General features: G+C 47.2%; 25 protein-coding genes. 13 read left to right on the forward strand and 12 right to left on the reverse strand.

Annotation, left to right across the window (positions count from 1 at the left end):
* Positions 1-74: 74 nt before the first annotated feature.
* Genes GM173_RS05500 through fur form a run of 3 tightly spaced genes read right to left on the reverse strand, consistent with a single transcriptional unit; the run spans position 75 to position 1,957 of the window.
* Positions 75-803, reverse strand: a complete 729-nt coding sequence (locus tag GM173_RS05500; protein WP_203570296.1) for an arginyltransferase — start codon at positions 801-803, stop codon at positions 75-77.
* 17 nt (positions 804-820) lie between these two features.
* Positions 821-1,516 (reverse strand): leucyl/phenylalanyl-tRNA--protein transferase, encoded by a 696-nt coding sequence (aat, locus tag GM173_RS05505; protein WP_203570297.1) that lies wholly within the window; start codon positions 1,514-1,516, stop codon positions 821-823.
* Positions 1,517-1,531: 15 nt separating this feature from the next.
* On the reverse strand, positions 1,532-1,957 hold the full coding sequence (fur, locus tag GM173_RS05510; RefSeq protein WP_203570298.1) for a ferric iron uptake transcriptional regulator: 426 nt from the start codon (positions 1,955-1,957) through the stop codon (positions 1,532-1,534).
* A gap of 106 nt (positions 1,958-2,063) precedes the next feature.
* Between fur and GM173_RS05515 the strand changes: the two genes are divergently transcribed.
* Both GM173_RS05515 and dapB read left to right on the forward strand, forming a co-directional pair.
* Complete coding sequence (locus GM173_RS05515) at positions 2,064-2,525, forward strand: outer membrane protein assembly factor BamE (RefSeq protein ID WP_203570299.1); 462 nt, start codon at positions 2,064-2,066, stop codon at positions 2,523-2,525.
* Positions 2,525-3,328, forward strand: coding sequence for a 4-hydroxy-tetrahydrodipicolinate reductase (dapB, locus tag GM173_RS05520; protein WP_203570390.1), 804 nt, complete (start codon positions 2,525-2,527; stop codon positions 3,326-3,328). Before GM173_RS05515 ends, dapB begins: the two co-directional genes overlap by 1 nt.
* 779 nt (positions 3,329-4,107) lie before the next feature.
* Here dapB and GM173_RS05525 read toward each other — a convergent pair.
* A complete protein-coding gene (locus GM173_RS05525) occupies positions 4,108-5,274 on the reverse strand; it encodes a BaiN/RdsA family NAD(P)/FAD-dependent oxidoreductase (protein WP_203570300.1) in 1,167 nt (388 codons plus the stop codon).
* 151 nt (positions 5,275-5,425) lie between these two features.
* Here GM173_RS05525 and GM173_RS05530 point away from each other — a divergent pair, with 151 nt between their 5' ends.
* Entirely contained in the window at positions 5,426-6,223 is a 798-nt protein-coding gene (locus GM173_RS05530; protein ID WP_203570301.1) for a Cof-type HAD-IIB family hydrolase, read from the forward strand.
* Between the two features lie 62 nt (positions 6,224-6,285).
* Positions 6,286-6,822: a glutathione peroxidase gene (locus GM173_RS05535; RefSeq protein WP_203570302.1), complete on the forward strand. Its 537-nt coding sequence runs from the start codon at positions 6,286-6,288 to the stop codon at positions 6,820-6,822.
* A gap of 38 nt (positions 6,823-6,860) precedes the next feature.
* On the opposite strand, the gene GM173_RS05540 is transcribed toward GM173_RS05535, so the two are convergent.
* Positions 6,861-7,508: a carbonic anhydrase gene (locus tag GM173_RS05540; protein WP_203570303.1), complete on the reverse strand. Its 648-nt coding sequence runs from the start codon at positions 7,506-7,508 to the stop codon at positions 6,861-6,863.
* Between the two features lie 253 nt (positions 7,509-7,761).
* Between GM173_RS05540 and GM173_RS05545 the strand changes: the two genes are divergently transcribed.
* The 5 genes from GM173_RS05545 (at position 7,762) to GM173_RS05565 (ending at position 12,763) form a co-directional block, all read left to right on the forward strand.
* Entirely contained in the window at positions 7,762-8,313 is a 552-nt protein-coding gene (locus GM173_RS05545; RefSeq protein WP_239078264.1) for a cytochrome b, read from the forward strand.
* Between the two features lie 23 nt (positions 8,314-8,336).
* Positions 8,337-8,891 carry a YceI family protein gene (locus GM173_RS05550; protein WP_203570304.1) on the forward strand — a complete coding sequence of 185 codons (555 nt, stop codon included), beginning with the start codon at positions 8,337-8,339 and terminating at the stop codon, positions 8,889-8,891.
* Between the two features lie 30 nt (positions 8,892-8,921).
* Complete coding sequence (locus GM173_RS05555; protein WP_203570305.1) at positions 8,922-9,485, forward strand: YceI family protein; 564 nt, start codon at positions 8,922-8,924, stop codon at positions 9,483-9,485.
* 200 nt (positions 9,486-9,685) lie between these two features.
* Entirely contained in the window at positions 9,686-11,158 is a 1,473-nt protein-coding gene (locus GM173_RS05560) for a tetratricopeptide repeat protein (RefSeq protein ID WP_203570306.1), read from the forward strand.
* A gap of 3 nt (positions 11,159-11,161) precedes the next feature.
* Positions 11,162-12,763, forward strand: a complete 1,602-nt coding sequence (locus tag GM173_RS05565) for a tetratricopeptide repeat-containing diguanylate cyclase (protein WP_203570307.1) — start codon at positions 11,162-11,164, stop codon at positions 12,761-12,763.
* Here the strand turns inward: GM173_RS05565 and GM173_RS05570 are convergent.
* Positions 12,758-13,693, reverse strand: coding sequence for a LysR family transcriptional regulator (locus GM173_RS05570; protein ID WP_203570308.1), 936 nt, complete (start codon positions 13,691-13,693; stop codon positions 12,758-12,760). The genes GM173_RS05565 and GM173_RS05570 overlap by 6 nt on opposite strands.
* A 219-nt stretch (positions 13,694-13,912) precedes the next feature.
* Between GM173_RS05570 and GM173_RS05575 the strand changes: the two genes are divergently transcribed.
* Positions 13,913-14,611 (forward strand): pirin family protein, encoded by a 699-nt coding sequence (locus GM173_RS05575; protein WP_203570309.1) that lies wholly within the window; start codon positions 13,913-13,915, stop codon positions 14,609-14,611.
* A gap of 3 nt (positions 14,612-14,614) precedes the next feature.
* On the opposite strand, the gene GM173_RS05580 is transcribed toward GM173_RS05575, so the two are convergent.
* The 6 genes from GM173_RS05580 to GM173_RS05605 all read right to left on the reverse strand — a co-directional run bounded on the left by GM173_RS05580 (position 14,615) and on the right by GM173_RS05605 (position 22,749).
* Positions 14,615-16,129, reverse strand: coding sequence for a mechanosensitive ion channel family protein (locus tag GM173_RS05580; protein WP_203570310.1), 1,515 nt, complete (start codon positions 16,127-16,129; stop codon positions 14,615-14,617).
* Between the two features lie 149 nt (positions 16,130-16,278).
* The gene (locus tag GM173_RS05585; protein WP_203570311.1) at positions 16,279-17,307 is read right to left on the reverse strand and encodes an ABC transporter permease; all 1,029 of its coding nucleotides are present in this window, start codon (positions 17,305-17,307) and stop codon (positions 16,279-16,281) included.
* Positions 17,304-18,365 (reverse strand): microcin C ABC transporter permease YejB, encoded by a 1,062-nt coding sequence (locus GM173_RS05590; RefSeq protein WP_203570312.1) that lies wholly within the window; start codon positions 18,363-18,365, stop codon positions 17,304-17,306. The genes GM173_RS05585 and GM173_RS05590 overlap by 4 nt, the downstream gene beginning before the upstream one ends.
* Positions 18,366-20,156, reverse strand: coding sequence for a tetratricopeptide repeat protein (locus GM173_RS05595; protein WP_203570313.1), 1,791 nt, complete (start codon positions 20,154-20,156; stop codon positions 18,366-18,368). It abuts the gene before it with no gap.
* Positions 20,157-20,271: 115 nt separating this feature from the next.
* Positions 20,272-20,778, reverse strand: a complete 507-nt coding sequence (locus GM173_RS05600) for a DUF3592 domain-containing protein (protein ID WP_239078388.1) — start codon at positions 20,776-20,778, stop codon at positions 20,272-20,274.
* Between the two features lie 189 nt (positions 20,779-20,967).
* Positions 20,968-22,749, reverse strand: coding sequence for an extracellular solute-binding protein (locus GM173_RS05605; RefSeq protein WP_239078266.1), 1,782 nt, complete (start codon positions 22,747-22,749; stop codon positions 20,968-20,970).
* Between the two features lie 146 nt (positions 22,750-22,895).
* Between GM173_RS05605 and tsaB the strand changes: the two genes are divergently transcribed.
* Genes tsaB through GM173_RS05620 form a run of 3 tightly spaced genes read left to right on the forward strand, consistent with a single transcriptional unit; the run spans position 22,896 to position 24,894 of the window.
* On the forward strand, positions 22,896-23,576 hold the full coding sequence (gene tsaB, locus GM173_RS05610) for a tRNA (adenosine(37)-N6)-threonylcarbamoyltransferase complex dimerization subunit type 1 TsaB (RefSeq protein WP_203570316.1): 681 nt from the start codon (positions 22,896-22,898) through the stop codon (positions 23,574-23,576).
* Positions 23,576-24,019, forward strand: coding sequence for a ribosomal protein S18-alanine N-acetyltransferase (gene rimI, locus GM173_RS05615; RefSeq protein WP_203570317.1), 444 nt, complete (start codon positions 23,576-23,578; stop codon positions 24,017-24,019). The genes tsaB and rimI overlap by 1 nt, the downstream gene beginning before the upstream one ends.
* Positions 24,016-24,894 carry a uracil-DNA glycosylase gene (locus GM173_RS05620; protein WP_203570318.1) on the forward strand — a complete coding sequence of 293 codons (879 nt, stop codon included), beginning with the start codon at positions 24,016-24,018 and terminating at the stop codon, positions 24,892-24,894. The genes rimI and GM173_RS05620 overlap by 4 nt, the downstream gene beginning before the upstream one ends.
* Positions 24,895-24,977: the final 83 nt, after the last annotated feature.

Here is a 24,977-nt window from a genome sequence, read left to right on the forward strand (position 1 = left end):
GGATTTGCTTTCCAGAATTTAGTTCAATTTAATCGAGGTATATCTCAAAAAGCATTGCAAAATAATGACTTCAACTACATACCTTTAAGCATTTGCCATTTACCATTCAATAAACCTTCAATGGGCTGATATTGCGTTTTGTATTCCATCTTGCGGCAATTCTTAATCCAGTAGCCTAAATAGACATACTGCAAGCCCAATTGCTTGGCGAGCCCAACTTGCCACAGCACGTTAAAAACACCAAAACTGCGCGCCGCAAAATCAGGATCAAAAAAGGTGTATACCGAGGAAATTCCATCGTCGAGTTGATCGATTAAACTCACCATCCGCACGATGCCATTTTCACTGAATTCGGCCAAAAAACTGGCAACCTGACTTTTTAGAATAAAACCTTCATATTGCTCACGACCATCTTGATCCATACCACCGCCGCTATGCCGAGACTGCTGATAGCGCTGATACAGCTCAAAGTGCTCATCACGATATTCCAATTCCATAATCCGAATTTTGAGCGATTCATTGCGTTTTAAAGTTCGCCGCTGTGTGCGATTTGGTTCAAACACAGCCACCGGTAAACGGACCGCAACACAGGCCTGACAATGATCACACCACGGGCGATACACAAAAGCGCCGCTGCGACGAAAGCCTTGGAGCACCAATTGACTATAGGCACCTGATGAAATTAACTCTGATGGCACGGCCACTTGCGAGCGCGCCTCTTGCGCTTCTAAATAACTGCAGGGGTATGGCGCGGTGGCATAAAATTGCAACTGAACTGTGTGCTTGCGAAATGTATCGTTCATGCGACACCTACTCAAATTCACTCATTGATATGGCAATATTGCCAAGGGCCTAACTGCTCAGGCTCATCCAGAAGAACTTTCAGCTTAGCAACAAATTCATCTCGATCAATCTCGCGCGCGCCAAAGCGTGCTAAATGATCGGTGTACATTTGGCAATCAATCATCGCAAAACCGTTTGCTCGCAACCATTGTACGGCATGGACAAAAGCAATTTTGGAAGCATCAGAACGGCGGGCAAACATGGACTCGCCATAAAACATTTTGCCTAGCGCCATTCCATACAGTCCACCGACTAATTCCCCATCCATCCAACATTCAAAACTATGCGCAAAACCAGCTTCATGCAAAGCGGTATACGCGGCTAACATCTCATCACTAATCCACGTTCCTGCTTCAGTGCCGCGCGGGGCAGCACAGCCCTGCATCACTTGCTCAAACGCAGTATCAAACGTAATTTGGTATCGGCGATGGCGCACAACTTTGACTAATGATTTGGGAACTTTAAATTCATCGACATACAGCACCATCCGTGGACTTGGGCTCCACCACAGAATCGGCTCTCCAGGCATAAACCAAGGGAAAATACCTTGCCGATAAGCCGCCAGAATGCGCTGGGGCGACAAATCTCCCCCTGCCACCAAGAGACCATTCGGCTCTTTAAGCGCTTGCGTTAGCGGCGGAAATACATGCCGATGATCTAACCAAGGAATCATCAATCGTTACTCGATTTATTTCTTGGCTTTTGCTTGGCACACTTTACAAATACCGTAGATATACATCTCATGATCTTGAATATCGAAGCCGTGCTTAGCTGCAATCGCATCTTGCCGCGCTTCAATTTCTGGATCGAAAAACTCTTCCACTGCGCCACATTTTACGCATACCAAATGATCATGATGTTCATCTTGTTTCAACTCGAACACCGCTTTGCCCGTTTCGAAATGATGACGCTCCAAAATCCCAGCTTGCTCAAATTGAGTAAGGACGCGATACACCGTCGCTAAACCGACATCAATCTCCTCAACCAACAGCATCCGGTACACATCCTCAGCGGTCAGATGTCGTTCTTCACTGGTTTCAAATAGATTCAAAATCTTCAAACGAGGCCCAGTCGCCTTCAATCCCATGCCTTTTAATTCTGCAGCTTTGCTCATTGTTGTTCTCTTCTTTATTTCCCAAGGTGCAGTGCTTGCACAATACGGTTATGATATAGCGTTTCCCGGTGACGCGCACCGACATCCACGAGCGAATCGAACCAAGATGAAGGCCAGACTACTTACTGTTTTTATGACCAGCAGCCTATTATTAACCGGCTGCAGTGTTGTTAATTTCTTAACACCTCATAAATTAGATATTCCACAGGGCAATGAAATTACGGCAAATCAAGTTGAATTGCTGCGGGTGGGCATGACTCGAGCCCAAGTTCGATTTGTCTTGGGTACTCCGCTATTGACAGATCCATTCCATAAAGACCGCTGGGATTACATCTTCCGCGACAGCCGTGCGGGTGTCGTTAGAGAGTCACATGACTTTAAAGTTTTTTTTAATGACAACAGTCTAGTTCGCTGGGAAGGCAGTTACTTCCCTGCCCCCAAGACCAATCAAGTCGAGAAAACCAAACCGCTCCCGCCTGAGAGTAATTTGATGTCAATGCCAATCAATCCGGGCGATCCAAACTCGAAAGATGTTGAAGTTAAACCATTATTGAAAGAAGGCTCTTAATCATGACACTTAAAATTGCTATTGCGGGTAGCAGTGGTCGAATGGGGCAGATGCTGATTGAGGCCGTCACCAACGCACCTGATACACAATTAACAGTTGCACTTGATCGCACTGGTAGTGACGCGATTGGTCGTGATGCATGTGCATTTATGGGTAAAGACAGCGGGGTTTTAATCACCGATCAACTATCTGCGCTTCAAAATGCCGACGTTTTGATTGATTTTACGCGCCCAGAAGGAACCCTCATTCATTTGCAGGCCTGCCAAGAGCTCGGCGTCAAAATGATTATTGGCACCACCGGTTTCGATGAAGCAGGCCGTGCTCAGATAAGCGCAGCCAGTGAAAAAATTGCGATTGTCTCGGCCTACAATATGAGTGTTGGCGTCAATTTAGTTTTTAAATTACTCGAAATTGCCGCCGGCGTACTTAATCAAGGCTACGACGCAGAAATTGTAGAAATGCACCATAAACACAAAGTCGATGCGCCTTCAGGCACTGCGATCGCAATGGGCGAAGCTGTCGCTAAAGCGTGGGATAAGTCATTAAAAGATATTGCTACTTGGTCACGAGAAGGCATCACAGGTCCTCGTGAAAATGGCACGATTGGATTTGCAACACTGCGCGGTGGCGATGTGATTGGCGATCACACGGTCGTATTCGCGGGTGCAGGTGAGCGAATTGAAGTCACACACAAAGCAAGTAACCGTACCATTTACGCGCAAGGCAGTTTACGTGCCGCACGCTTTTTGGCAAAACATGAAACGGGTCACTACGACATGCAAGAAGTACTAGGTCTAAAATAAATCCCATCTCTAGTTAAAAAAAAACGAGGCTAATTCAGCCTCGTTTTTTTTACAACTACTGAAACAGTAATACGGAAAAGCACTAAAAAACAGCGAAGTAACATCCAACTACGACAAACTGTACTTGCTACATCGTAACTACTGAAACACTGCTACTGCTAAAAAGAGTTAAATTTAAATTTACTCAACAGCCAAATTATTTGAAAACACACTTCATAAGGATTACAAATAAAAGCAATAAAATTAAGCAAAGCTACTTTTAAAAACCCTCATATTAACAAAACAAAGTAAAAACCGACTTTGAAACCAGTTTCTTGGCAACGGGGCGCCAGATCGACACCCCGCTTGGCTGAATTAGCTCATTAACTTGAGCGTTCATTTAATACGCAATTGCTAATCCAGAAAATTGATCATTAAAATGATCATTATTGGCAAGTACTGCCGGCTACGAGTAAACACAAGACATTGGAATCAATCAATATGACCTCCTTTGCTACGGTTTAACAAAATAAAACCCAGTACTTCCTAATAAAGAGCGGCGAAATAAAAATTTATTTCGATTATTGCATTTACCGCGATGATCACCACTCGGGTCATCATATTCCGAACACTTTCGGATCGAGATCAAATGATTGATCTTAAGTAGCAAGAATGCCAGACACTAAATACATCACATCAGAATCAATCAAATATTGCTCCTTCTGTTCTGCTTCAGTTGAGATCAGCCCACATCGCCTGAGTTGCTAGCAGCTTTGTGTTGCCATAGCGTTACTCTAGTCCTAAATATTCAATCCTGCAACATATCCCGACGACCAAGCCCATTGAAAATTGTAACCGCCCAACCAACCAGTGACATCAACAACCTCGCCGATGAAATAAAGCCCAGGTACACTGCGCACCATCATCGTCTTCGAAAGCAGTTGATCTGTATCGACTCCACCGCGAGTGACTTCGGCTTTTTTATAACCTACTGTACCCGATGGTTTGATTTGCCAATGATGCAAGTCCGCAGCGACGAGTTGCAACTCTTTCAAAGAGTATTGCTTCAAAGGTCTTATTTCACCATATTTAGCAAGCCATACCTGCAAGAAGCGCTTAGGTAAAATCTCCGCCAGTACATTACTCAACAAACTATCGCGATTCGCTGCACGGAAAAAGTCTTCTAAATCGACGTCGGGCAACAAATCAATCTCAATGACTTTCCCTGCGTCCCAGAAACTGGAGATTTGCAAAATAGCAGGACCAGAAACACCTTTATGCGTTAACAAAATATCTTCGCGAAATGCAGTATTTTCACAACTGACGACCACGTTTTCGAGCGCAACACCCGCTAATTCCGTCCATAAATCTTCTGCTTGAAACGTCAATGGCACTAAAGCAGCCGCCAGAGGCACAATTTTCAAACCAAACTGCTTAGCAATTTCATAACCCAATGCCGTGGCACCAATTTGCGGTATCGACAAACCTCCGCTGGCAATCACCAACGATTCACACTGCCACACTTCAGTTGGCGTAGTGACTACAAAGCCGCCCTCAATTTGCTTAATCTGTAGCACTGAGGTACCCATACGCCAAGTTACTTCGCCTAAATCCACCTCCGCTTTGAGCATATCAATGATGCCCTGCGAATTTTGATCACAGAATAATTGCCCTAAGGTTTTCTCGTGATAAGTAAGGCCATGCCTTTCAACAAGAGCGATAAAGTCGTGCTGCGTATACTGCTTGAGCGCCGACTTCACAAAATGCGGATTGTTCGAGATATAACACTCAGGCCGCACATTCAGATTAGTAAAGTTACAGCGACCACCACCCGAAATCCGAATTTTCTCTGCGAGTTTTTTACTGTGGTCAATCAACACCACGCTACGACCACGTTGCCCTGCCGTCGCTGCGCACATTAAACCAGCGGCCCCAGCACCAATAATCACCACATCCGTCTTTAGCATTCAAATCATTCCTCTACGAGGCCATATTGTACCTTTTTGTTGCTCTATATTTAGCTAAAGCTCAACCCCAATGGCATTAATACTGACGATTTAATTTCGATTGCGGCGTAAAATGGTTACAACAATTTATTCACCCGCAAGGATTGCACCAATGCAAAAAATGATTGTTTCTGATTTAGACGGCACTCTTCTCGATGCTGAACATAAAGTAGATGCTTTTACCGCAGCAACATTTCAAGCTTTGGCAGCACAAGGGGTGCAAATCACGATTGCTACCGGACGACATTTTTTAGATGTCAAAGGCATTCGTGAAAGTCTCGGCGTATCGGCGCATCTGATTACCTCTAACGGGGCGCGTGTGCACGACCCTGATAATAATGAGATTTTTGCCGAGAATATTGAACCACAATTAGCGCAAGCTTTGCTGCAACCAACGATTTCTGCAGGCACTTTACTGAATGTCTATGTGGATGAAGGCTGGTTGGTCGAACGAGACTGCCCAGAGTTGGTTGGCGTGTATTACAAAGACTCGGGGTTTAACTATCAAGTCGTCGACCTGAAAGCGCATTCTGGTGAAGGGATTGCCAAGATTTTATACATTGCAGACCACGCGACACTCACCACAGTCGAAGCAAAAATTATTGAGCAGTATGGCGATGAAGTGTACATCACGTTCTCGGCAGATGATTGCCTTGAAGTCATGGCGCCCACCGTTTCGAAAGGTCACGCCCTCACCGAAGTGCTGGGGCGCTTACGCATTGATGCCGAACACTGCTACGCTTTCGGTGACGGACAAAACGATATTCAAATGTTATCGGTCGCAGGAAATCCGTTTGTTATGAGCAATGCCAGCCCAAAACTAAAAGCCGCCCATCCAAACGCTCCGGTCATTGGCAGCAATAATGAGCATGGCGTCGCTGAACAACTCAGGAAAATATTTTCAATCTAGCCTTCAACAGCAAAATAACGCATGATAAAGCCATCAGTTATATTTAACACTAGGTGGTTATCATGCGTTTTTTTCTTGCTGCTACGTTACTGAGTATGAGTTCGGCGCTGTTTGCCCAAACTTGCCCTCCGTTGCTGCAGCATCAATTCAAAACCTTGCAAGGCGAAACGTTCGATTTATGCCAACACGCAGGCAAACCCATTTTAGTTGTCAATACGGCAAGTAAATGTGGTTTTACGCCGCAATTTACGCAGCTTGAGCAGCTATACGCCAAATATAAATCACGCGGCTTAGTCGTGATTGGTTTCCCATCGAATGACTTCCGGCAAGAACTAGAAGACGACAAAGCCATCGGTGATTTTTGCAAACTCACTTATTTTGTCGAATTTCCAATGATGAGCAAAAGTAGCGTTGTCGGCAAAAATGCCAACCCGTTTTACCAACAACTCAGGACAGCATCGGGAACGATGCCAAAGTGGAATTTTTATAAATACTTGATTGCGCCCGATGGCAAAACAGTGACCGCATTTAGTTCAATCACCGAACCTAATGATCCAGCCATTGCAGGGCAGATTGATACTTGGTTAGCAAAGAAGTAAACCGAGTAGCGGCTCAAGCCGCTACTTCGTAAAGACTATTACTCTTTTAATGAAGTGACCAAGGCATGAAAGGCATTTTTGTCTTGGTCAAAATCGTACAAAGCGCCGCGCAAAATATCAAAATACCAACCGATCAAACTTAGAGTGCCGTTTTGCACGCGTTCTGCGATAAACGGAAAACTCATCAAGTTATCCAAAGACACAATAATCGCCGCCATTTCACAGGCACGGATTTGACCTTCTGGCGTTTTATGCGATAACTCACGCTTCACTTGTTCACGCGCAGCATCGGCAATTCTGACCCAACGCCCAATGAAATTAGCATCCGTCTTCGGTGAACTATTGTCCATCAAGGCGCGAATACCACCGCAACCAGAATGCCCCAACACAATAATTTTACTGACTTCAAGATGCACAACGGCGTATTCAATCGCGGAGGACACACCGTGAAATGCGCCGTCAATTTCATAAGGTGGCACCAAATTAGCAACATTACGTACCACAAACAAATCGCCTGGATTGCAATCGGTCAGAATTGCAGGATCAACGCGCGAATCAGAGCAGCCAATCAGCAAAGTTTTAGGATTTTGTCCTGATTGCAACTCGGCGAATAAATCGCGATGCTCGCCAAAATATTTATGCTGGAAGCGGCGAAACCCACCGATAAACTTTTCAATCTCTTCCACTGGAATACCCCTGTTTGTTCTTTCATTTTTTTGCGCAATTCTACTAGTTTTCTGCGCACTTTGCCCTACTGAGTGCACACCAGAGCCAATAGACTGCTAAATCAGCAGCTAAAACCAAGGCCAAAGTCGAGCTAATTCGGTACTTAATCAATTTTTTTGAATGATATACACAAGTATTTACGCTATCAGTAAACATGTTCTACATTTATGATGCTGATAATGATTCGGATTAACTGAATAAGGAATTCATTCGATGAAAAAAATAGCACCCACTCATTACGATGCACTACAAATTGCTTTGCATTGGCTCGTTGCCGTGTTGATCTGCTGTGCATTTGTTTTTGCCTGGATTTTTGATGACATGCCTTTATCGCCCGATAAATTCAAAATGATCAACTGGCATAAATGGACGGGTATCACCGTTATGGCCTTATTTATACTGCGCTTCGCTTATAAACTCCTACGGGGTACTCCTGTAGTTGACCCTAATTTGCCTTCACTGCAAAGAAAACTTGCCATCAGCGTTCATCATCTGCTGTATGTGTTGATGTTTTTATTGCCGCTCGTTGGTTGGCTGATGAGCTCAGCCAAAGGTTTTCCGGTGGTGTTTTGGGGGGTACTGCCCTTGCCGGATTTGATTAGTAAAAACGCAGAACTCGGTAAATTATTAGGCGAAATGCATGAATTACTCGCATATGGGCTACTGCTTCTAATTGGTTTGCACATCGCCGGAGCATTAAAACACCACATCATCGATAAAGACGGTACTTTGGCACGCATGCTGCCCTTTTTAGCCAAAAAATAATTCACTCTTTCTTTGGAGAACCCATGTTACGAACTTTACTTGCGTCTAGTCTTATTCTGATTGGCAGTCATGCCATCGCTGCACAAAGCATCGTGCCACAAAAAAGTCAGCTCAATTTTGCATTCAGTCAAATGAATACACCGGTTGAAGGTAGTTTCAAAAATTTCACTGGCAAAGTGAACTTTGACCCTGCCAAGCCTGCCACAGCGAAAGCAGAAATCATTGTTGATTTAGCCAGCATTGATGTCGGCGGTCCTGACGGTAATAGCGAAGCGAAGAAAAAAGCTTGGTTTGATATTGCCAATACGCCAAAAGCAACTTTTGTCGCGACCAGCGTCAAAGCATTGGGCGCGGGTAAATTTGAGACCAAAGGCAAACTCACGATGAAGGGCCTGACTCGGGAAGTCGTCGGCACCATGACGGCCAAACCGGTAGGCAATGATTTATTGCTGGAAGGCTCAGTACCACTACTGCGCTTGCAATTTAAGATTGGTGACGGCGCTTGGGCCGACACAGGCACCGTGGCCGACGAAGTCACTGTGAAATACAAACTGCTACTGACTGGCAAAGCAGATTAATTTAAACAAAACCACACTGGAGTTCACATTATGAAAAAAATCATCACTGCCGCCCTATTCTATGCGTTCGCAGCAGGTGCATTTGCCGCACCTGAGGTGTACACCATCGATCCATCACACACTTACCCAACATTTGAAGTCAATCACTTAGGTTACTCAACCCAACGTGGCTCATTTGAAAAAACAAGCGGTACAGTAACGCTAGATATGGAAAAGAAAACTGGCGCAGCGGATATCACGATCGATACCAATAGTTTGCGCACAGGTTGGGAAAAACGTGACGTGCATTTGAAAGGCGAAGATTTCTTTAATACTGCTAAATTCCCAAGCATGACGTTCAAAGGCAAAGACTTTAAATTCAACGGCGACAAATTAGTCAGTGTTGCTGGCGATCTGACTTTGCTGGGAGTAAGCAAACCCGTCACGCTGCAAGTCAGCAACTTTAAATGCAGCCCACACCCAATGAGCAAAAAACCAGCGTGCGGCGCGGACGCAACGACCACCATCAAACGCAGTGATTTTGGCATGGCGGCCTATGTTCCAGCGGTTAGCGACGAAGTGACCTTGCGTATTCAAATTGAAGCCAGCAAATAATCAACAGCACCACTAACATTGCTTCAAAGCACAAAAAGCCAATTCAACGCGGATTGGCTTTTTGTTTTGCCGCGCACGCATCGCTGAAAATTCAGCCATGCACAGCGGCAAAGTAGTCAAAATCAGTTACACTACAAACACCAATCAAGTCCACCCCAAGCGAACAACAGCAGCTTTTGCATCGTTTCCCAAGCGCCGCTATGACCCAAAATATTTTGTCTATCGACCTGCAACTGCTGGAATTAAAAAGCCAGCAGGGTCGCTCGTCAGCGGAAATGCGAATACACGTTGAATCGATACTAAGTCATGCGGAACAAATCAATTATCAACACGGCATCGCCGAGGCTAAACTTTTTCTGGCCCAATTATTATGGGCAGACATGTCGTTTATCGATGCCAGTAGCATCATCAAGGATGCGATCCAGTTTGCCAAAGCAGACGGAGCCAAAAACTTACTAGCCGAAGCGTATCATCTTTCAGCCCTTATCTACGTTGCCAAAGGTCGATATACCCTAGCATTAGCGCAATGGCTCAAATGCCTCAAACTCATGCAAACAGTACAGCACCCCACTCTTGCAATTGATATCCGAATTGGCCTAGGCAATCTGTGGGCGATTGATCAACAAAACAACAAAGCATTAGAAGAGTTAAGCCAAGCGTTTGCACAAGCACAAGCCATCCAAAGTCCTTCACACGCAGCCAAGGCCGCCATTTGCCTCAGCCGCGAACGACTACGACTAGGGCATTTCGAAGAAGCTCTCGCAAGCCTTGAACAAGGTGAGCGCCATTTAAAATCACTAAATAACCCAACTTGGTTTGCCGAAATCTGTAATTATCGTGCACGTACTTGGCTGGCGCTCGGTCAAGCAGACCGCGCGCATACAGAATGCCAAATCGCCTTGCAAACGATTGCCGCTGAGCCCCATTTAGTCTGGGCGCAGTGCCTCACCTTGATCACACTGGCGCAGGTTGATTTAGCTCGTCAACACGACCCATTACCCAACCTCAATCGAGCCAATCAATTGGCTGACCGCTATCAACTACATTCATTTCAAAGCCAAATCGCATTAATCCGCTCACAGTACGCCGAGCAACAAGCACAATGGGAAGAAGCACTCGCCAGCTTTAAACGCTATCGCCAACTTGATCTTGGCGAAATTGCTCAGCACCAGCAACAAGGCGCCCGCGATTTTAGTTCGGTTGAATTTTTACGCTTAGTGCAGCAAATTGACCTCTCTCGCCAAACAGTCCATCCGCCGACTTCCGACTCCGGCAAAGCCATTCGCTTGCCTCACAACTACTTGCCACGCTATCTATGGCTACAACAACTGACCCAGCAACTCATCGAATCCGCACATTTTGGCTTGGTATTTATCCGCCTGCCTAGCGATAACGCGCGGTTTCCATTACAACGAATACTCTATCTGATGGCGACCATTTGTGTCGAAAATGGTCGATTTTGTCAGTACGCCAAAGGAATATTCGCCATTTACCTAGCTAATGTGGCCGAAGATGAATTCAATCGCTCGCAACGTAATATTGGCGATATTTTACAATTACTACCTTTAGAGACTGGTACAACAGCAATTGCAGCCACCTTACGGCAAGCCGATGACCAGCTAGCACAAATACTCAGCCGCATTGCCGCTCTGCTTTACCCCGAAGGTCAGTGAAAAATGCCTAATTCGCTTAGCGTATTTACCAAGCAGTTAGCTGAAATCTCTAGCCAGTTAGAGCGGCAAGCTCCGCTGCAAGCATTGGCTTTGATTGATGAAATTAGTAATAGCACCTATCAATTTACCACCCCAAAACAACGAATTGCCTTGCTGATGCACAAAGCGCAGGCAGAAATGACATTAGGCCAAGGGCACGCTTTAGTTACCACGCTCAACGAAGCACTCAGCTTATCGCAAAGCGCTGAATTTGCCAGTGAACGCTTGCAGATTTTAAATCAACTGGCCGACCAAATTTACACGATGGGCGACTATCGAAAATCGATTCAACTCTGGATGAATTCCATCGAGTTAGGGCTAGAACTGGGCGACATTAGCAGCGCGATTTTGGCATTTATTTCAATTGGCGGCATTTTCAACGCCGCCGAACAACACGAACGCGCATTTAAATTACACCAACAAGCATTTCACTACAGTCGCAACCTCGACAATCCGCACATATATTACACACTCAGACTGTATCTAGCTGCAGACTATATGTGGCTTCACCTTCCAGAAGATACCCTAAGAGTCCTTGACGAAGCCGACCACGTCATCAAACAGCATCAATTTTTTGAAGGGCAAGCCGAATCCCATTTATGGCGCGCACTCGCGCTGTTTCAACTTGGGCGTTTTTCCGAAGCGATCACGCACCTGCAACAAGGTTTAGCCTGTGCCATCCAACACCATCACTACTGGGGGCAAATAAAATGCGCCTATCATCTCGGTCTCATTTTGACCCAACAACATCGCCACGCAGAAGCCGAGCAAGCCCTACTCGAAGCGCTGGCTATTGCCAGTGATAACGAGTTCATGCAACTGTTACGTGATTGCTGGCTTGCCTTATCTGCGCTTTATGAAGCAATGGGGCAAGCACAACAAGCTTATTTTGCTCTACAGTCTGCCCATAGTTTTGAACACCAGCTCGCGAAAAGTGCACCGATTTTAGAAATTGAACCGCGCATTTTGCAGCGCTTAGCCGCACTCGAAACCCGCTTTAGCTTAGAAATCAGCCGCCAAGAAAATCGGCAGCTCTTAGAGCAGCAAGCGCAGCAAATCCAAAAATTAAATCAGCTACTCACCGAAGTAGAACAAGATGCGCTGACCAAACTGGCCAACCGCCGTTGGCTAGACACGCATTTAGCACCACAAATCGCCAAATTGCATGCAGAAGAACAACTCTCGATTTTATTACTCGACTTGGATCACTTTAAACAAATTAACGACGATTTTTCGCACTTAGCAGGCGATGAAGTGTTGCGCGATCTTGGGCAAATTTTGCAACAAGCCTGCCGCGATAATGACACGCCAGTTCGTTATGGCGGCGAAGAATTTTTATTAGTACTGAAAGGCTTAAACTTATTTTCTGCGGCCAAAGTCGCGGAACGGATTCGCAGCCAAGTGGCCGAACACGAATGGCCAAACAGCATCCAAGGCCGCAACATCACCATTAGCATCGGCGTGGCGCAAGCGCAGGCGGGCGACAATTTAATCAGTCTAATCGAGCGCGCCGACCAAGCGCTCTATCGCGCCAAACACCTCGGCCGCAATCGAATTGAATTATGAGTTATCAGCGCCAGCCGTCCCAACCGCCAGCCATTGTTTGATGCTCTGTTCTTGCGCCAAGAAATCTAGCCACCATTTCAATGCATGACCAACGCCGTTATTTCGCCACGCAAAACACATCCGAATTGGCGCATTCACTTCAGCAACGGCCTTGGCAAGCAAGCGACCATCAGCCAACGCCTCTGCAGCCAGTGCCAATGGCAAATAACCACAGCCTAAACCCGCAATCTGCGCTGCGACTTTGTGCTGCATATCCGGTACCCGCAGCGTTTCTTGCCCCGACAATAAACCAATCGTATACGGTAATAAATTGCGTGAAGAATCGGGCACCACAATCGCGCGATGTTGCTGAATTAATGGTGCGGCTAATGGCTCAGGGGCTTGGGCTAAAGGATGAGTTGGCGCTACGGCAAATACACTGTGTAATTCACCCAATATCTGGCTCGATTGCGTCGATGCATTGCCCCCCAAATGACTAATCGCACCAATAATCAAATCAGCACGCCGCTCTTGCAATGCTTCCCAAGAGCCACCGAGCGACTCCTGAATAAAGCGCAAACGCGTTCCCGATTGCAGCGCATCAAACTCAGCGATCATCGGAAAGAGCAATTCCATCGGCAACACCGTATCCACCGCAATCACCAGCTCAGTTTCCCAGCCAGTCGCAACCCGTTTAATTCGGCATTCCAACTCATTGGCAGCCAGCAATAAATGCCGTCCTTCGTTGAGCAACGCCACCCCAGCCGAAGTCAATTGCGCGCGATGCCCGCTGCGATCAAAAATTTCAACGCCAAGATCATCTTCTAACTTGCGCACCATATACGTTACTGCGGATGGCACGCGGTGCACTTCAGCCGCCGCGGCGGCAAAACTACCGCGCCGTGCAATTGCATCCAGAATCTCTAAGGCTTCCAAGGAGAGTCGCAACATGATCATTCCAATTTTTTGAACAAGACATTGGTTTTTCTTCGCTATCAACGCAGCAAAGAACGGTTTATTATGGCACAACTACTTTTGAAAACACGGCCTGACAGATTATATTAAGACGGCAAACCATTAAGCATTAAGTAGTTTCAGTAAGTCAGCTATGTTAAAAAGACCTCAGTTGATTTGCGATCACATCATTCAAAAACATTGAAGGAAGCCATTATGATCACGATCAGAAAATCCAATGAACGCGGCCACGCCAATCATGGTTGGCTCGATTCGAATTTTAGTTTTTCATTTGCAGAATATTACGATCCAGCGCATATGCACTTTGGCGCGCTGCGCGTCATTAATGACGACCGCATCGCCGCGGGGATGGGCTTTGGCATGCATCCACACCAAGATATGGAAATCATTACCTACGTTTTGGCCGGCGCGATTGAGCACAAAGACAGCATGGGTAACGGCTCGGTGATTCGCCCTGGCAATGTGCAAAGAATGAGCGCCGGTACGGGCGTACGCCACAGCGAGTTTAACCCAAGCAGCACCGAGCAAACTCATTTGCTGCAGATTTGGATTTTGCCTGCCCGTAAAGGTGATGCGCCTTCGTACGAAGAGAAAGAATTTAGCGATGCCGAAAAACGTGGTCAGTTGCGCCTGGTTGCCAGCCCAGATGGCGCACAAGCATCAGTGACCATTAACCAAGACGTGAAACTCTATGCCGGACTGTTTGACGGTGCAGAAAGCGCAGTTATGCCAATTCAAACGGGTCGTAAGCTATATGTACATCTGGCGCGGGGCGAAGCCGAAATCAACGGCCTTGCACTGCAAGCAGGTGACGCCGTAATGTTAACGCATGAAAGCCAACTGACGATCCAGCATGGCAAACAGGCCGAAGTATTGGTGTTCGATTTATTTTAAGCATTATGACGGTAAGCCAAACAAATCCCGCAGCCGTGCCAACATTTCGCGTGGCTGCGGGCTGGCTATTCCATTATTGGCGTGCGCTGAGAAGAGTTGCTGATATTGAGCCTGCCGCCGTGCCAAGACCAATGAAAAGGCTTCGGCGAGTTCATGTCGCATCAACAGTAAGGCTTGGAAAGTCGCTCGATCCAAACGGTAACACTCTGCATTACCCAGCGCCGTAATCTGAATCGGAAATCGCTCGCCCGTCATTAAGGCAATTTCACCAAAAAAACTACCTGCACTCAACACACCCAATGAATGCGTCTCACCATCCGGTGTTTTCAGCGTTTGCTCCATCTCGCCCTTAATTAAAATATACAGCCAATCGACATCCGCCCCTTGCGCCAATACGGTATCGCCGCGCACAAACGGCGTAAATTTGAGCCGATCCGACAAAGCCAGCAACTCATCTTCATTTAATGGCGCAAGTAATTCCAAACCACGCAACACCGCCAATCGTTCTTCGGTATGGCGTTTATGCCGAACTTCCGAGTATTTTTTATTATCTAATGAAAGCAATAGATTGTATTGTGGCGGAGAAAAACGCCGCCCATTGCGGCGCAAAGCGGCATCAATGGCAGTACGCACTAAGGAATCAGTCGCGTCATCGTGCATTAAATCGGTTAACCAATAACGAACGGCAAAACGCCCAACTCCTTTATCTGCCTCCATTAGTATGCACTGCGGAGCAGGATTAACCGAGACGTTGCTGAGCATACCCTGCAGCAAAGCCACTTCAACCATACTGATAATTTGCGTCGGCAGCGTTTCTAACGAAACATCAAAATACACCCAGCGCCGCCACATTAGCGGTTTGCCTTGGCGCTTGCCTAAAATCGCAAATCGATTGCGCGTTAGCAAACTATTGGGCAAGACCACCGTTTCGCCATTCCGGGTTTCGAGATAAGTAGCGCGCCACGTCACATCAACCACTTTGCCGACCACATCATCGACTTTAATCCAGTCGCCCGTCTCGATACTGGCATCCCATTGCAAAGTCAGCCCCGCCAGCACATTACCAATGGTGTCTTGCATGGCAAATGCCACCATTGCAGTCAGCACTGTCGATGTCACGACAATTTGCGACAAATCGAGCCCCGCTTGCCGCAGTTGATACATACCCCAAATCACAAAGACAACGGTCACCAGAATATCTTGCAGAATCCGCGGTGGACGCAAATGAAATGGGGGTAAAAACAGCCGAAAAAACACCAAACCCAGCAGCCGAATCACGACAAGGCCAGCCACAAAAGGGAGCGCGGCATTGCGGATATTGGCTAGCGCCGAGCCTGGAGCAAATGGCAATATCGCAACAATCGCGGCGAATCCCAGCCAAAACAACCAAACCAAAACTGTGCGCCGCAACGAAGGATGGCGTAGATATAAAATCAGCGTCAGCAATAGCGATAAGCCAATCAGGCCACCGCTATCGTGCCAAGAACTTGCAAACAAAATGAACCAAATATCAGCCATGACACCATCTCGCCAAACGGTTTATACCGTTATAGCTCTCGCTCAGGCGAGATTGGTAATCTTTCAATACAATACAGCGGCATTCAGCATTTAATCAATAGGTATTTCAATAAAAGCATTAATAAAAAATAGCTACAGAGCAATACCCATTACTTGGATCGAGGATCCAGCGCCGCGCGCAAGCCTTCGCCAATCAATACCAGCATCAACATCAACCCCAGCAAAACGACAAACGTTGATAAAGAAATCCACCACGCATCCAGATTGGCTTTGCCTTGCGCCAGCAATTCACCGAGCGACGCCGTTTGCTGCCCCACACCAAGCCCGAGAAAATCCAAACTGGTTAGCGCCAAAATCGCCGCGCCCATCCGGAATGGCAAAAAGGCCAAGACCGGCGTTAAGCTATTGGGCAGCACATGGCGACGAATAATCTGCCAATCGCTCAAACCCATACTGCGCGCCGCTAACACATATTCTTGGCTGCGATTACGTAAGAATTCAGCACGAGTGTAATCAGCCAAACCCATCCAGCCAAACAGCGTCATCAAGATCAATAACAAAGCCAAGCTAGGCTCAAAAATCGCGGTAAAAATAATCAGTAAATAAAGCTCAGGTAAAGACGCCCAGATTTCCGAAATCCGCTGGCCAAATAAGTCAACACGGCCGCCAAAATAGCCTTGTAGGCCGCCGATGAATACGCCCAATAGCGAACCGGTCAAGGTCAGCGCCAAGGCAAACAGCGCCGAAGTCCGAAAGCCATAAATTAAGCGTGCCAGCAAATCACGGCCTTTATCATCTGTACCCAGCCAATTGTCACGCGACGGTGCAGCAGGGTTCGGTTGCGCAGCAAAATAATTTAAGGTTTTCGCACCATAGCGATTCGGCGGAAAAATCGCCCAATTGCCATCCTGTTTGAACTGCTGCTCAATAAATGGATCGAGAAAATCGGTTGGCGTCGGAAAATCGCCACCAAAAATGGTTTCGGGATAATCTTTGAGTAAGGGGAAATATAGCTTGCCGTGGTAGCTCACAACATAAGGTTTATCGTTGGAAATTAGCTCGGCACCGAGACTTAAAACAAAGCAAAACAAAAACAGCCACAGACTAATCCAAGCACGGCGCTGGGCCTTAAAGCGCGCCCATGCACGCGGCCAATATCCTTGCGCGATAGTACTCATTGCGCACCCTCACCCACCGCACCAAACTGCACCCGTGGATCAAGTAAGACATAACCAAGATCAGAAATTAAACGCCCCACTAAACCCAATAGCGTAAAGAAATACAGCGTGCCAAGCACGACCGGATAATCACGCCGCATCACCGACTCGTACGAGAGCAAACCTAAACCATCCAGCGAAAACAGCGTTTCAATCAATAAACTACCCGTAAAAAATGCCGCAATAATCGCCTCGGGTAAACCCACCACCAGCGGCAAGGCCGCATTGCGGAAGATATGTTTCCAAAAAATCCGCCGTTCACTCAGCCCTTTCGCTCTGGCTGTCGTCACATATTGCTTGTTGATTTCTTCCAGAAAACTATTTTTGGTCAGCATGGTGAGCGCCGCAAAACCGCCAGCGACCATCGCGGTGACTGGCAACACCAAATGCCACAGATAATCCATCACCTTACCCATCAACGAGAGCGACTCCCAATCATCAGAAGTCAGTCCACGCAGTGGAAACCATTGCCAAAATGAGCCACCGCCAAACAGCACCAACAGCACCACGCCCAGCACAAAGGACGGAATTGAATAGGCGACCAGCAAAACCAGCGTCGTCGCGGCATCAAAGCGCGTGCCATGCCGCACCGCTTTGGCAACCCCGAGCGGTACGGCAATTAAATAAGTCAGCAATAAACTGCTAATCCCCAAGCTCATCGACACCGGCAATTTTTCCCAAATCAATTGCGTCACACTCGCATGACGAAACCAACTCTCACCGAGATTAAACGTCGCATAGTTTTTCAGCATTTGCCAAAAACGCACTGGCGCTGGCTGATCGAAGCCATATTGCGCTTTAATTTGGCTGAGTTGTTCCTCACTCAAACCGCGCGCGGCCTGATAAGCTCCAGCTGAGGTATTGCCAGCAGATTCGCCTGCCCCAAGGCCTTTGAGCTGATACACCATCTGCTCGACCGGCCCACCCGGTACAAACTGAATCACCACAAAACTCACAAGCAACACACCGAGCAAGGTGGGGATCATTAATAACAAGCGTTTTAAAATATATTGCAGCATTTAAATCACAGCTCCAATCACATGATGCCGCGCAAATGCCGCCACGTAGGCATCTGGACGCAAATGAATCCGATCCAGATGCCAGCCACCATCCGCTTTACCAATATTGGTGCTATTCGTTAGCGCGAACACATCTAGAAATCCCAAGCCAACATTCTGCGCTGCCGCGCATAATTGCCGATTAAATTGATCTAGCATGCTCAAGAAACTCGCCACTGTATCGGGTTCAAGTTCATCAAGCTGTGGATGATTCACAGCAGGCACACCGCACAACGTCACTTCAAGCTGATACTGAGCTTGCAGACGCGCCACATAAGCCACAAACGCGGCAATCGTGTCAGCGATCAAATCCGACAACGGACGGCTAGGATCAGCTTGCCAGACTTTAAAAATGCCTTCATCAAATCGACAATCGATTTCCCCGACACACACCAGCACCGCCTGATGCGGCGCAATCGTGCTGATCAATGCCTCAAACTGTTGCTGAAAATGATTGGTCTCCTGCTGCCCCAGATGCCATTGTTTGCAACCTTCAATCCACAAAGCCTGACCACGATGAATTTGACCGCGGTATGCCAGTCGCAAGCCGTGCAATGACAGAGCATGACTTTCGCCGATCACATACAGCGGCGGTTCAACTGTGTTTTGATCTTGCAGTGCGAACAACTCAGGGTGGCGCTCCTGCCACGACAGCAATAAGCCCAGCACCGTCCAGTAAGCACGCGACGAACGCTCACCTGACTGCGTAATCGCCGACGATTGCGTTAACCACTGGCGCGCCGCGGCGAAGTCGTACTGTAAAAAACCGAGAATAGCCAAACGAATCGCTGACTCTAATCCAGAAATAGATTTAGGCGACACACTGAACGCTTGCTGAGAATGCCGTATCGCTTCAGCAAGCATGCCCAGATTTTTTTCAGCCTGCGCCAGATTATTCAGCGTATTGGCGTTATCGGGTTCGAGACCATTCGCGTGCAATAAAAACGGCAAGGCTTCCGCACTCAACTGTTTCTTAATAGCTAATGCACCCAAATTCGCATAGGCCGGCGCAAAATCGGCTTGATGCTGGATAGCCAATTCAAAGCAGCCCAATGCGTCGTCTTCGCGATCCAATTGATGCAACACCATTCCGCAATTGCTCAGTGCTTCTACATAGTCTGCGCGAATCGCCAAAGCCTTTTGATAACACTGCAGCGCCTCATCCAGTGCCTTCTCGGTTTGCCATACTGAGCCTAAATTAAAATGCGCCTCGGCAAACGTCGGACTCAGCGCAATCGCCCGCTTAAGACTCTGCTTGGCTTTTGCAAGCAAGCCTCGCTCAGAATACACATTCCCCAAATTATTTAGCGCTTGCACATGATCGGGTTTGAGTGCAATTGCTTTTTCATAACTCTCGCACGCCTTCAGTAAATTACCCGCTTTACGAAAGCAAATACCAATATTGTTATAAAAATTAGCTTCTCTGGGTAAGACCTTGATTGCCCGTGTAATTAAATCGATACCTTGCTGATAATGCCCCTCATCACGAGCCATAACTCCCAATAAATGCAAAGCATCGGGATCTTCAGGGTTAATTTGTAATACCTGCTGAAAAATTTGCTTTGACTGTGCGACATCACCAGTTTGATAACAGCGAATCCCCTCTGCAATCAAACTCGGCAGACTTGTTTGCTGACGGTCTTGCTCCAACTGATGCGTCGCCGATTGATTTTGCTGTATGGCTAAACAACATTGCTTATATTTTTTGCCGCTACCACAAGGACAGGGGTCATTTCGACTGATTTTCGACATATAAAACTGGCCTTAAATACTGAATCATTGATCATTTTAAATTTGATTCAAATTATTCGTGTTTAACACGAAGATGAATCCCATTACAGGCTAGCCGTTTAAGACAATCATGATTTCAAAAGACAAACCGCTGCAGATACCAATACGTGGGTACAATATAAATTAGATGCGCGATCAGTAAGCTAAGCCAGCCGGGGCGCACTAAATAGCTTTTATTCGGTCGCTTTGGCGAGTAGTAAACTCGCACTTTTCCATCTGGTTGCACTGGCACTGCGCTCACCTGCCCTTGCACAATTCCACGCAAATTATGCGATGCACTGAGCTGCCACGGCGCAATTCGTGAACCAGAATACTCAACACCTTTCACCTCATATAGATAACAAGAATCAGCAATATAGTCCTGTTCACTCTGCACCCACTCCGCCGCGCCAAATGCCCTTACCTCAAGCTGCTCAATTCTCCCAATTACTGACGGCCAATGGCGCACTCGCCAGTAAATATGCAACGTCCCCCAAGCAATTAACCAGCTATAAGCCACCGCCCAAAAAGCAATGCCTTGAATATCACCAGCCTTAGTGAGCACGAATATGGATTCAAGATATGAAAACGTTACCTCAATCATGAGTTTCAAATACTCCTCGGATTAACATCGTATTGAGGCTAATTTTTTATTTAACCATTAGTAAAACAAATACTGCGATAAGAAACAAAACCAACAAGATCCAAATCCACTTCGGTGGTTTATAGTCAGCTTTTGAATAAGCACCACATCCTAATGACATAGAGACACCTCTAGGCAATTGCCCAAAAACTATCTCACCCACCACGTCGCCAACATCCAATCGCCCGCCTGATAATACAGTGGTAACGTTGTTGGCATGCCAAATCGATCCCGCCATGCAATTCGGTGATTGGCGCTATACCAATGCGGAATAATGTAGTGGCCAGCGAGTAAGGCGCGATCCAACGCGTGAACGGCGGTGATTTGCTCTTGGCGATTTTTGGCCTTGAGCACATGCTCAATCAAGGCATCAATCGCCGGGGCTTTCAGGCCAATCACATTACTACTGCCCTTCACGTCCGCCGCCTTGCTGCCGTAATAATCCAGCAGTTCTTGACCCGGGCTTTGCACATCGGGGAAACGCAACACAATCACATCAAAGTCAAAGGCTTCCAAGCGCCGTTGATACAAGGCAAAGTCAATATTCCTCACATGCATGGTGATGCCCAACTTGGCCAAATTCCGCGTTTTTGACGGGAAAATACGCCCCATTGCGCCACCGTCATCGAGCATCTCAAATTCAAAGGGCTCACCTTTTTGATTTCGTAATGCACCATCGCGATATTCCCAACCCGCTTGCTTGAGTAACTCACGAGCTTGCCGCAAGTTATCACGTAAAGAATGAGGTGGATTGGTGCTCGGCTGCTTAGCTAGCTCACCAAAAACAGCGGTAGGTAATTGTTTTTTCAAAGGATTAAGCAAAGCCAATTCGGCGTCTGATGGCGCGCCTTGTGCCGCTAATTCACTATTGGCATAAAAGCTATTCAGGCGCTGATATTGACCATAAAACAGCTGCCGATTCATCCATTCAAAATCAAGCGCCAAGCCCAAAGCCTGCCGAACGCGAATATCAGCAAACAAAGGTCGCCGCAGATTCATCACAAAGCCTTGCATGCCGCTGCTATTGTGATGCCGTAATTCACGCTTAATGATTTCCCCGCTCCGAAATTTGGGGCCTTGGTATTGGCGTGCCCAGTTACGCGCGCTGTATTCGGTAATAAAATCAAAATCGCCAGCTTTGAACGCTTCTAGCTTGGCAGTATCGTCTTGGTAATACCGATAGGTAATGCGATCAAAGTTATACAGTCCAATCCGGGTGGGATGATTTTTGGCCCAATAATCATCGCGGCGCTGATAGGTGATGTGTTTACCCAGCTTGTAATCACTAATTTGGTAAGGGCCGGAGGTAATTGGCTTTTGCAGGGCAATTTTATCCAGCGCCAAACCGCCCCCCCATTTTTTAGAGAAAATCGGCAATGTGCCTACGATTTGCGGCAATTCACGATTGGGGGTGCGAAAACGAAATCGGACTGTTTGCGGATCAATGACATCTACGCCGAGTACATCAATCAATTGCGAGGCATATTGCGGTGAAGCTAATTTGCTATTGAGTAGTGTAAAACTATGTTTTACATCGCTCGCTGTGACGGGGTCACCATTATTAAATCTGGCAGCGGGATTTAAACTAAAAGTAACAGAGAGCCCATCCGCTGCGATGGCAATGTCTTTGGCCAGTAAACCATACATCGTCGCGGTTTCATCCATGCTCATCGTTCCGAGCGATTCAAACATCAGCGAGCCCAAACCTACAGCGGATGTGCCTTTAATGATAAAAGGATTAAATGAATCAAAGCTGGTACGCCGGTCAGGATTGGGCAGCACAATCTCGCCGCCTTTTTTCGCCTGTGGATTTGCATAAGCAAAAGAGGTGAAGTTCGCGGGATATTTAGGCGCTGCGCCTAGGGCAATCGCGTGTGCCGCCATCGCTGGCGACATCAGCAAGTAGCATAAAATCGAGAGAATAAGTTTCATCTGCTCATGATAAGGCATTCAGACCAAAACGGCTGCAAACGTCGCCTTGGTGGCGTGTTAGAATCACACCTCATGTTGTTTCAAATTAATTTTGAAATCGACGCATCTGCTGCCAATCGGATTCATGCCAAGTCGAGTTGATTACCATGCCTTTTTTAGCCATTGAAACCTCATCTGAATATCTGTCTTTTGCCATCGATACACCAAGCGGCATCGTCGCCCGCGACTGGCTAGTCGGACAAAAACAGAGCGAGGTGACATTGCCTTATTTACAGACGTTTTTAGATGAGCACGGTTTAACCATGAACGACATTCAAGGCATCGCTTACCCAAGCGGCCCCGGCTCATTTACAGGTTTGCGAATCGGCTGTGGCATCGCGCAAGGATTAGCATTTGCTAAAAATATTCCACTACTGGGTATCTCTACGCTGGCAGCGATTGCAGAGGCATCCAAAGCTATACGGGTAGTCAGCTGTATTGATGCACGAATGAATCAAGTGTATTACGCCTGTTTTGAAAAAATCGCTGGCGAATGGCAAACCACTATCCCAGCACAAGTGTGCAATCCAGAAGATGTACCACCACCGCTAGGAACAGGCTGGTTTGCTGCAGGTAACGGTTTTAGCAGCTACGCAACCGCATTAGAAGCGCGAATTGGGCCACAAATTAGCGAAATAGATTCAACACTTTATCCGCATGCGGCACAATTATTAAGTTTGGCGTTGCCACAATTTGCTGCTGGGCTAGGTCAGCCTGCTCACGCCGCTGAATTAGTTTATTTGCGCGACAAGGTCGCCCTCAAAACACACGAACGGATGCAAAAGTAATGCTCAAACCGCTCACCACCCATCACCTCAGCGATCTAATTGAACTGGATGAAGCAACCAATCCCCACCCATGGACTGGTAAACAATGGGTGGACTCATTAGAAAATCACACCTGCTATGGATGGTGGCAAGGCGGATCTTTGGTAGGGTTTGCCGTTTGCATGATTACTTTAGACGAAGCCGAGCTCTTACTGATTGCCATCAGCCCTTCATTACAGCGCAAAAGACTAGGCAGCCAATTATTACAAGCCGTGCTGCAGGAACTCCGCGTCCAAGGCGTGCAGCAATTATTTTTAGAAGTACGTGAATCAAACACCGCAGCCTGCGAATTTTATCGCCGCCACCTGTTCACCCAAAGCGGTCGACGTAAGGGGTATTACCCGACAACCACTAGCAGAGAAGATGCTCTACTCTATACCCACGCCACAATGGATGTAGCATGAATCGTCGCGCATTAATTCTTCAAGAGCTAGGTTTAAATCCGCAGTGGGTGCGACATGAAGTATTAGCCGCCATTGAATTAGAAGAAACTAACAGCGCAGCGTCGATCGAGCATAGCATCACGCAGCCAGTCGAAAGCCATGCCTCACCACTCAGCGCTATTGCCAATGCGGCACATCACCGGATCGAAGAACAGATTCATCGTTCTGAGCAAAAATCCACCTCGAGCAAAGCCGCAGCAGCTCATCAACTACTGAACAAAACCAGCGCGGGCGTAGAAAAAACACTCACCTCAGAAGAAATCAAACTCAGTGACGTTCGCAGTCAGCGAATTTTGCAAATGAACTGGGAAGAACTCCGCGTAGAAATCGCCAGCTGCACCGCTTGCCCACGACACCAGCAACGTGAACAGGCGCTATTCGGCACGGGGCAGCAGGATGCGCAACTGGTCATCGTCAGTGACGCTCCCAGCAAGGCTGAAGAACAAGCCAATCTCGCCATTGTCGGCCCCGCACAGCGCATGTTGAATCAAATGCTAATCAGTCTTGGTGCACAAACCGCAATTTTTATCAGCAACGCAGTCAAATGTAGCGGGTCACGTAACCCAACAACACAAGAACTGAACGCTTGCAGACCGTTCCTGCAACGCCAAATTGCATTAATCCAACCGAAAGCAATTTTGGCTGCTGGTCAATTCGCAGCGGAAGCCACACTCAACACCACGGCACCGATTCGTGAATTGCGTAGCGCAGTACAAACGCACCAATCCATTCCAACCGTCGTGAGCTATCACCCCAGCTATTTACAGCGCAATCTGCACGACAAAGCTAAAACATGGCAAGATTTGCTACGCCTTAAAGCGGAATTGCGCCGCTAGCTCTATTCGAATCCTACAAAGTATTTCCACAAAGCCTTTTTCAATCAATACTTAGCAAGCAATACCCACGTTCCCATTTCCAC

The sequence above is a fragment of the Deefgea chitinilytica genome (genome assembly GCF_016881405.1).
Lineage (GTDB): Bacteria > Pseudomonadota > Gammaproteobacteria > Burkholderiales > Chitinibacteraceae > Deefgea > Deefgea chitinilytica.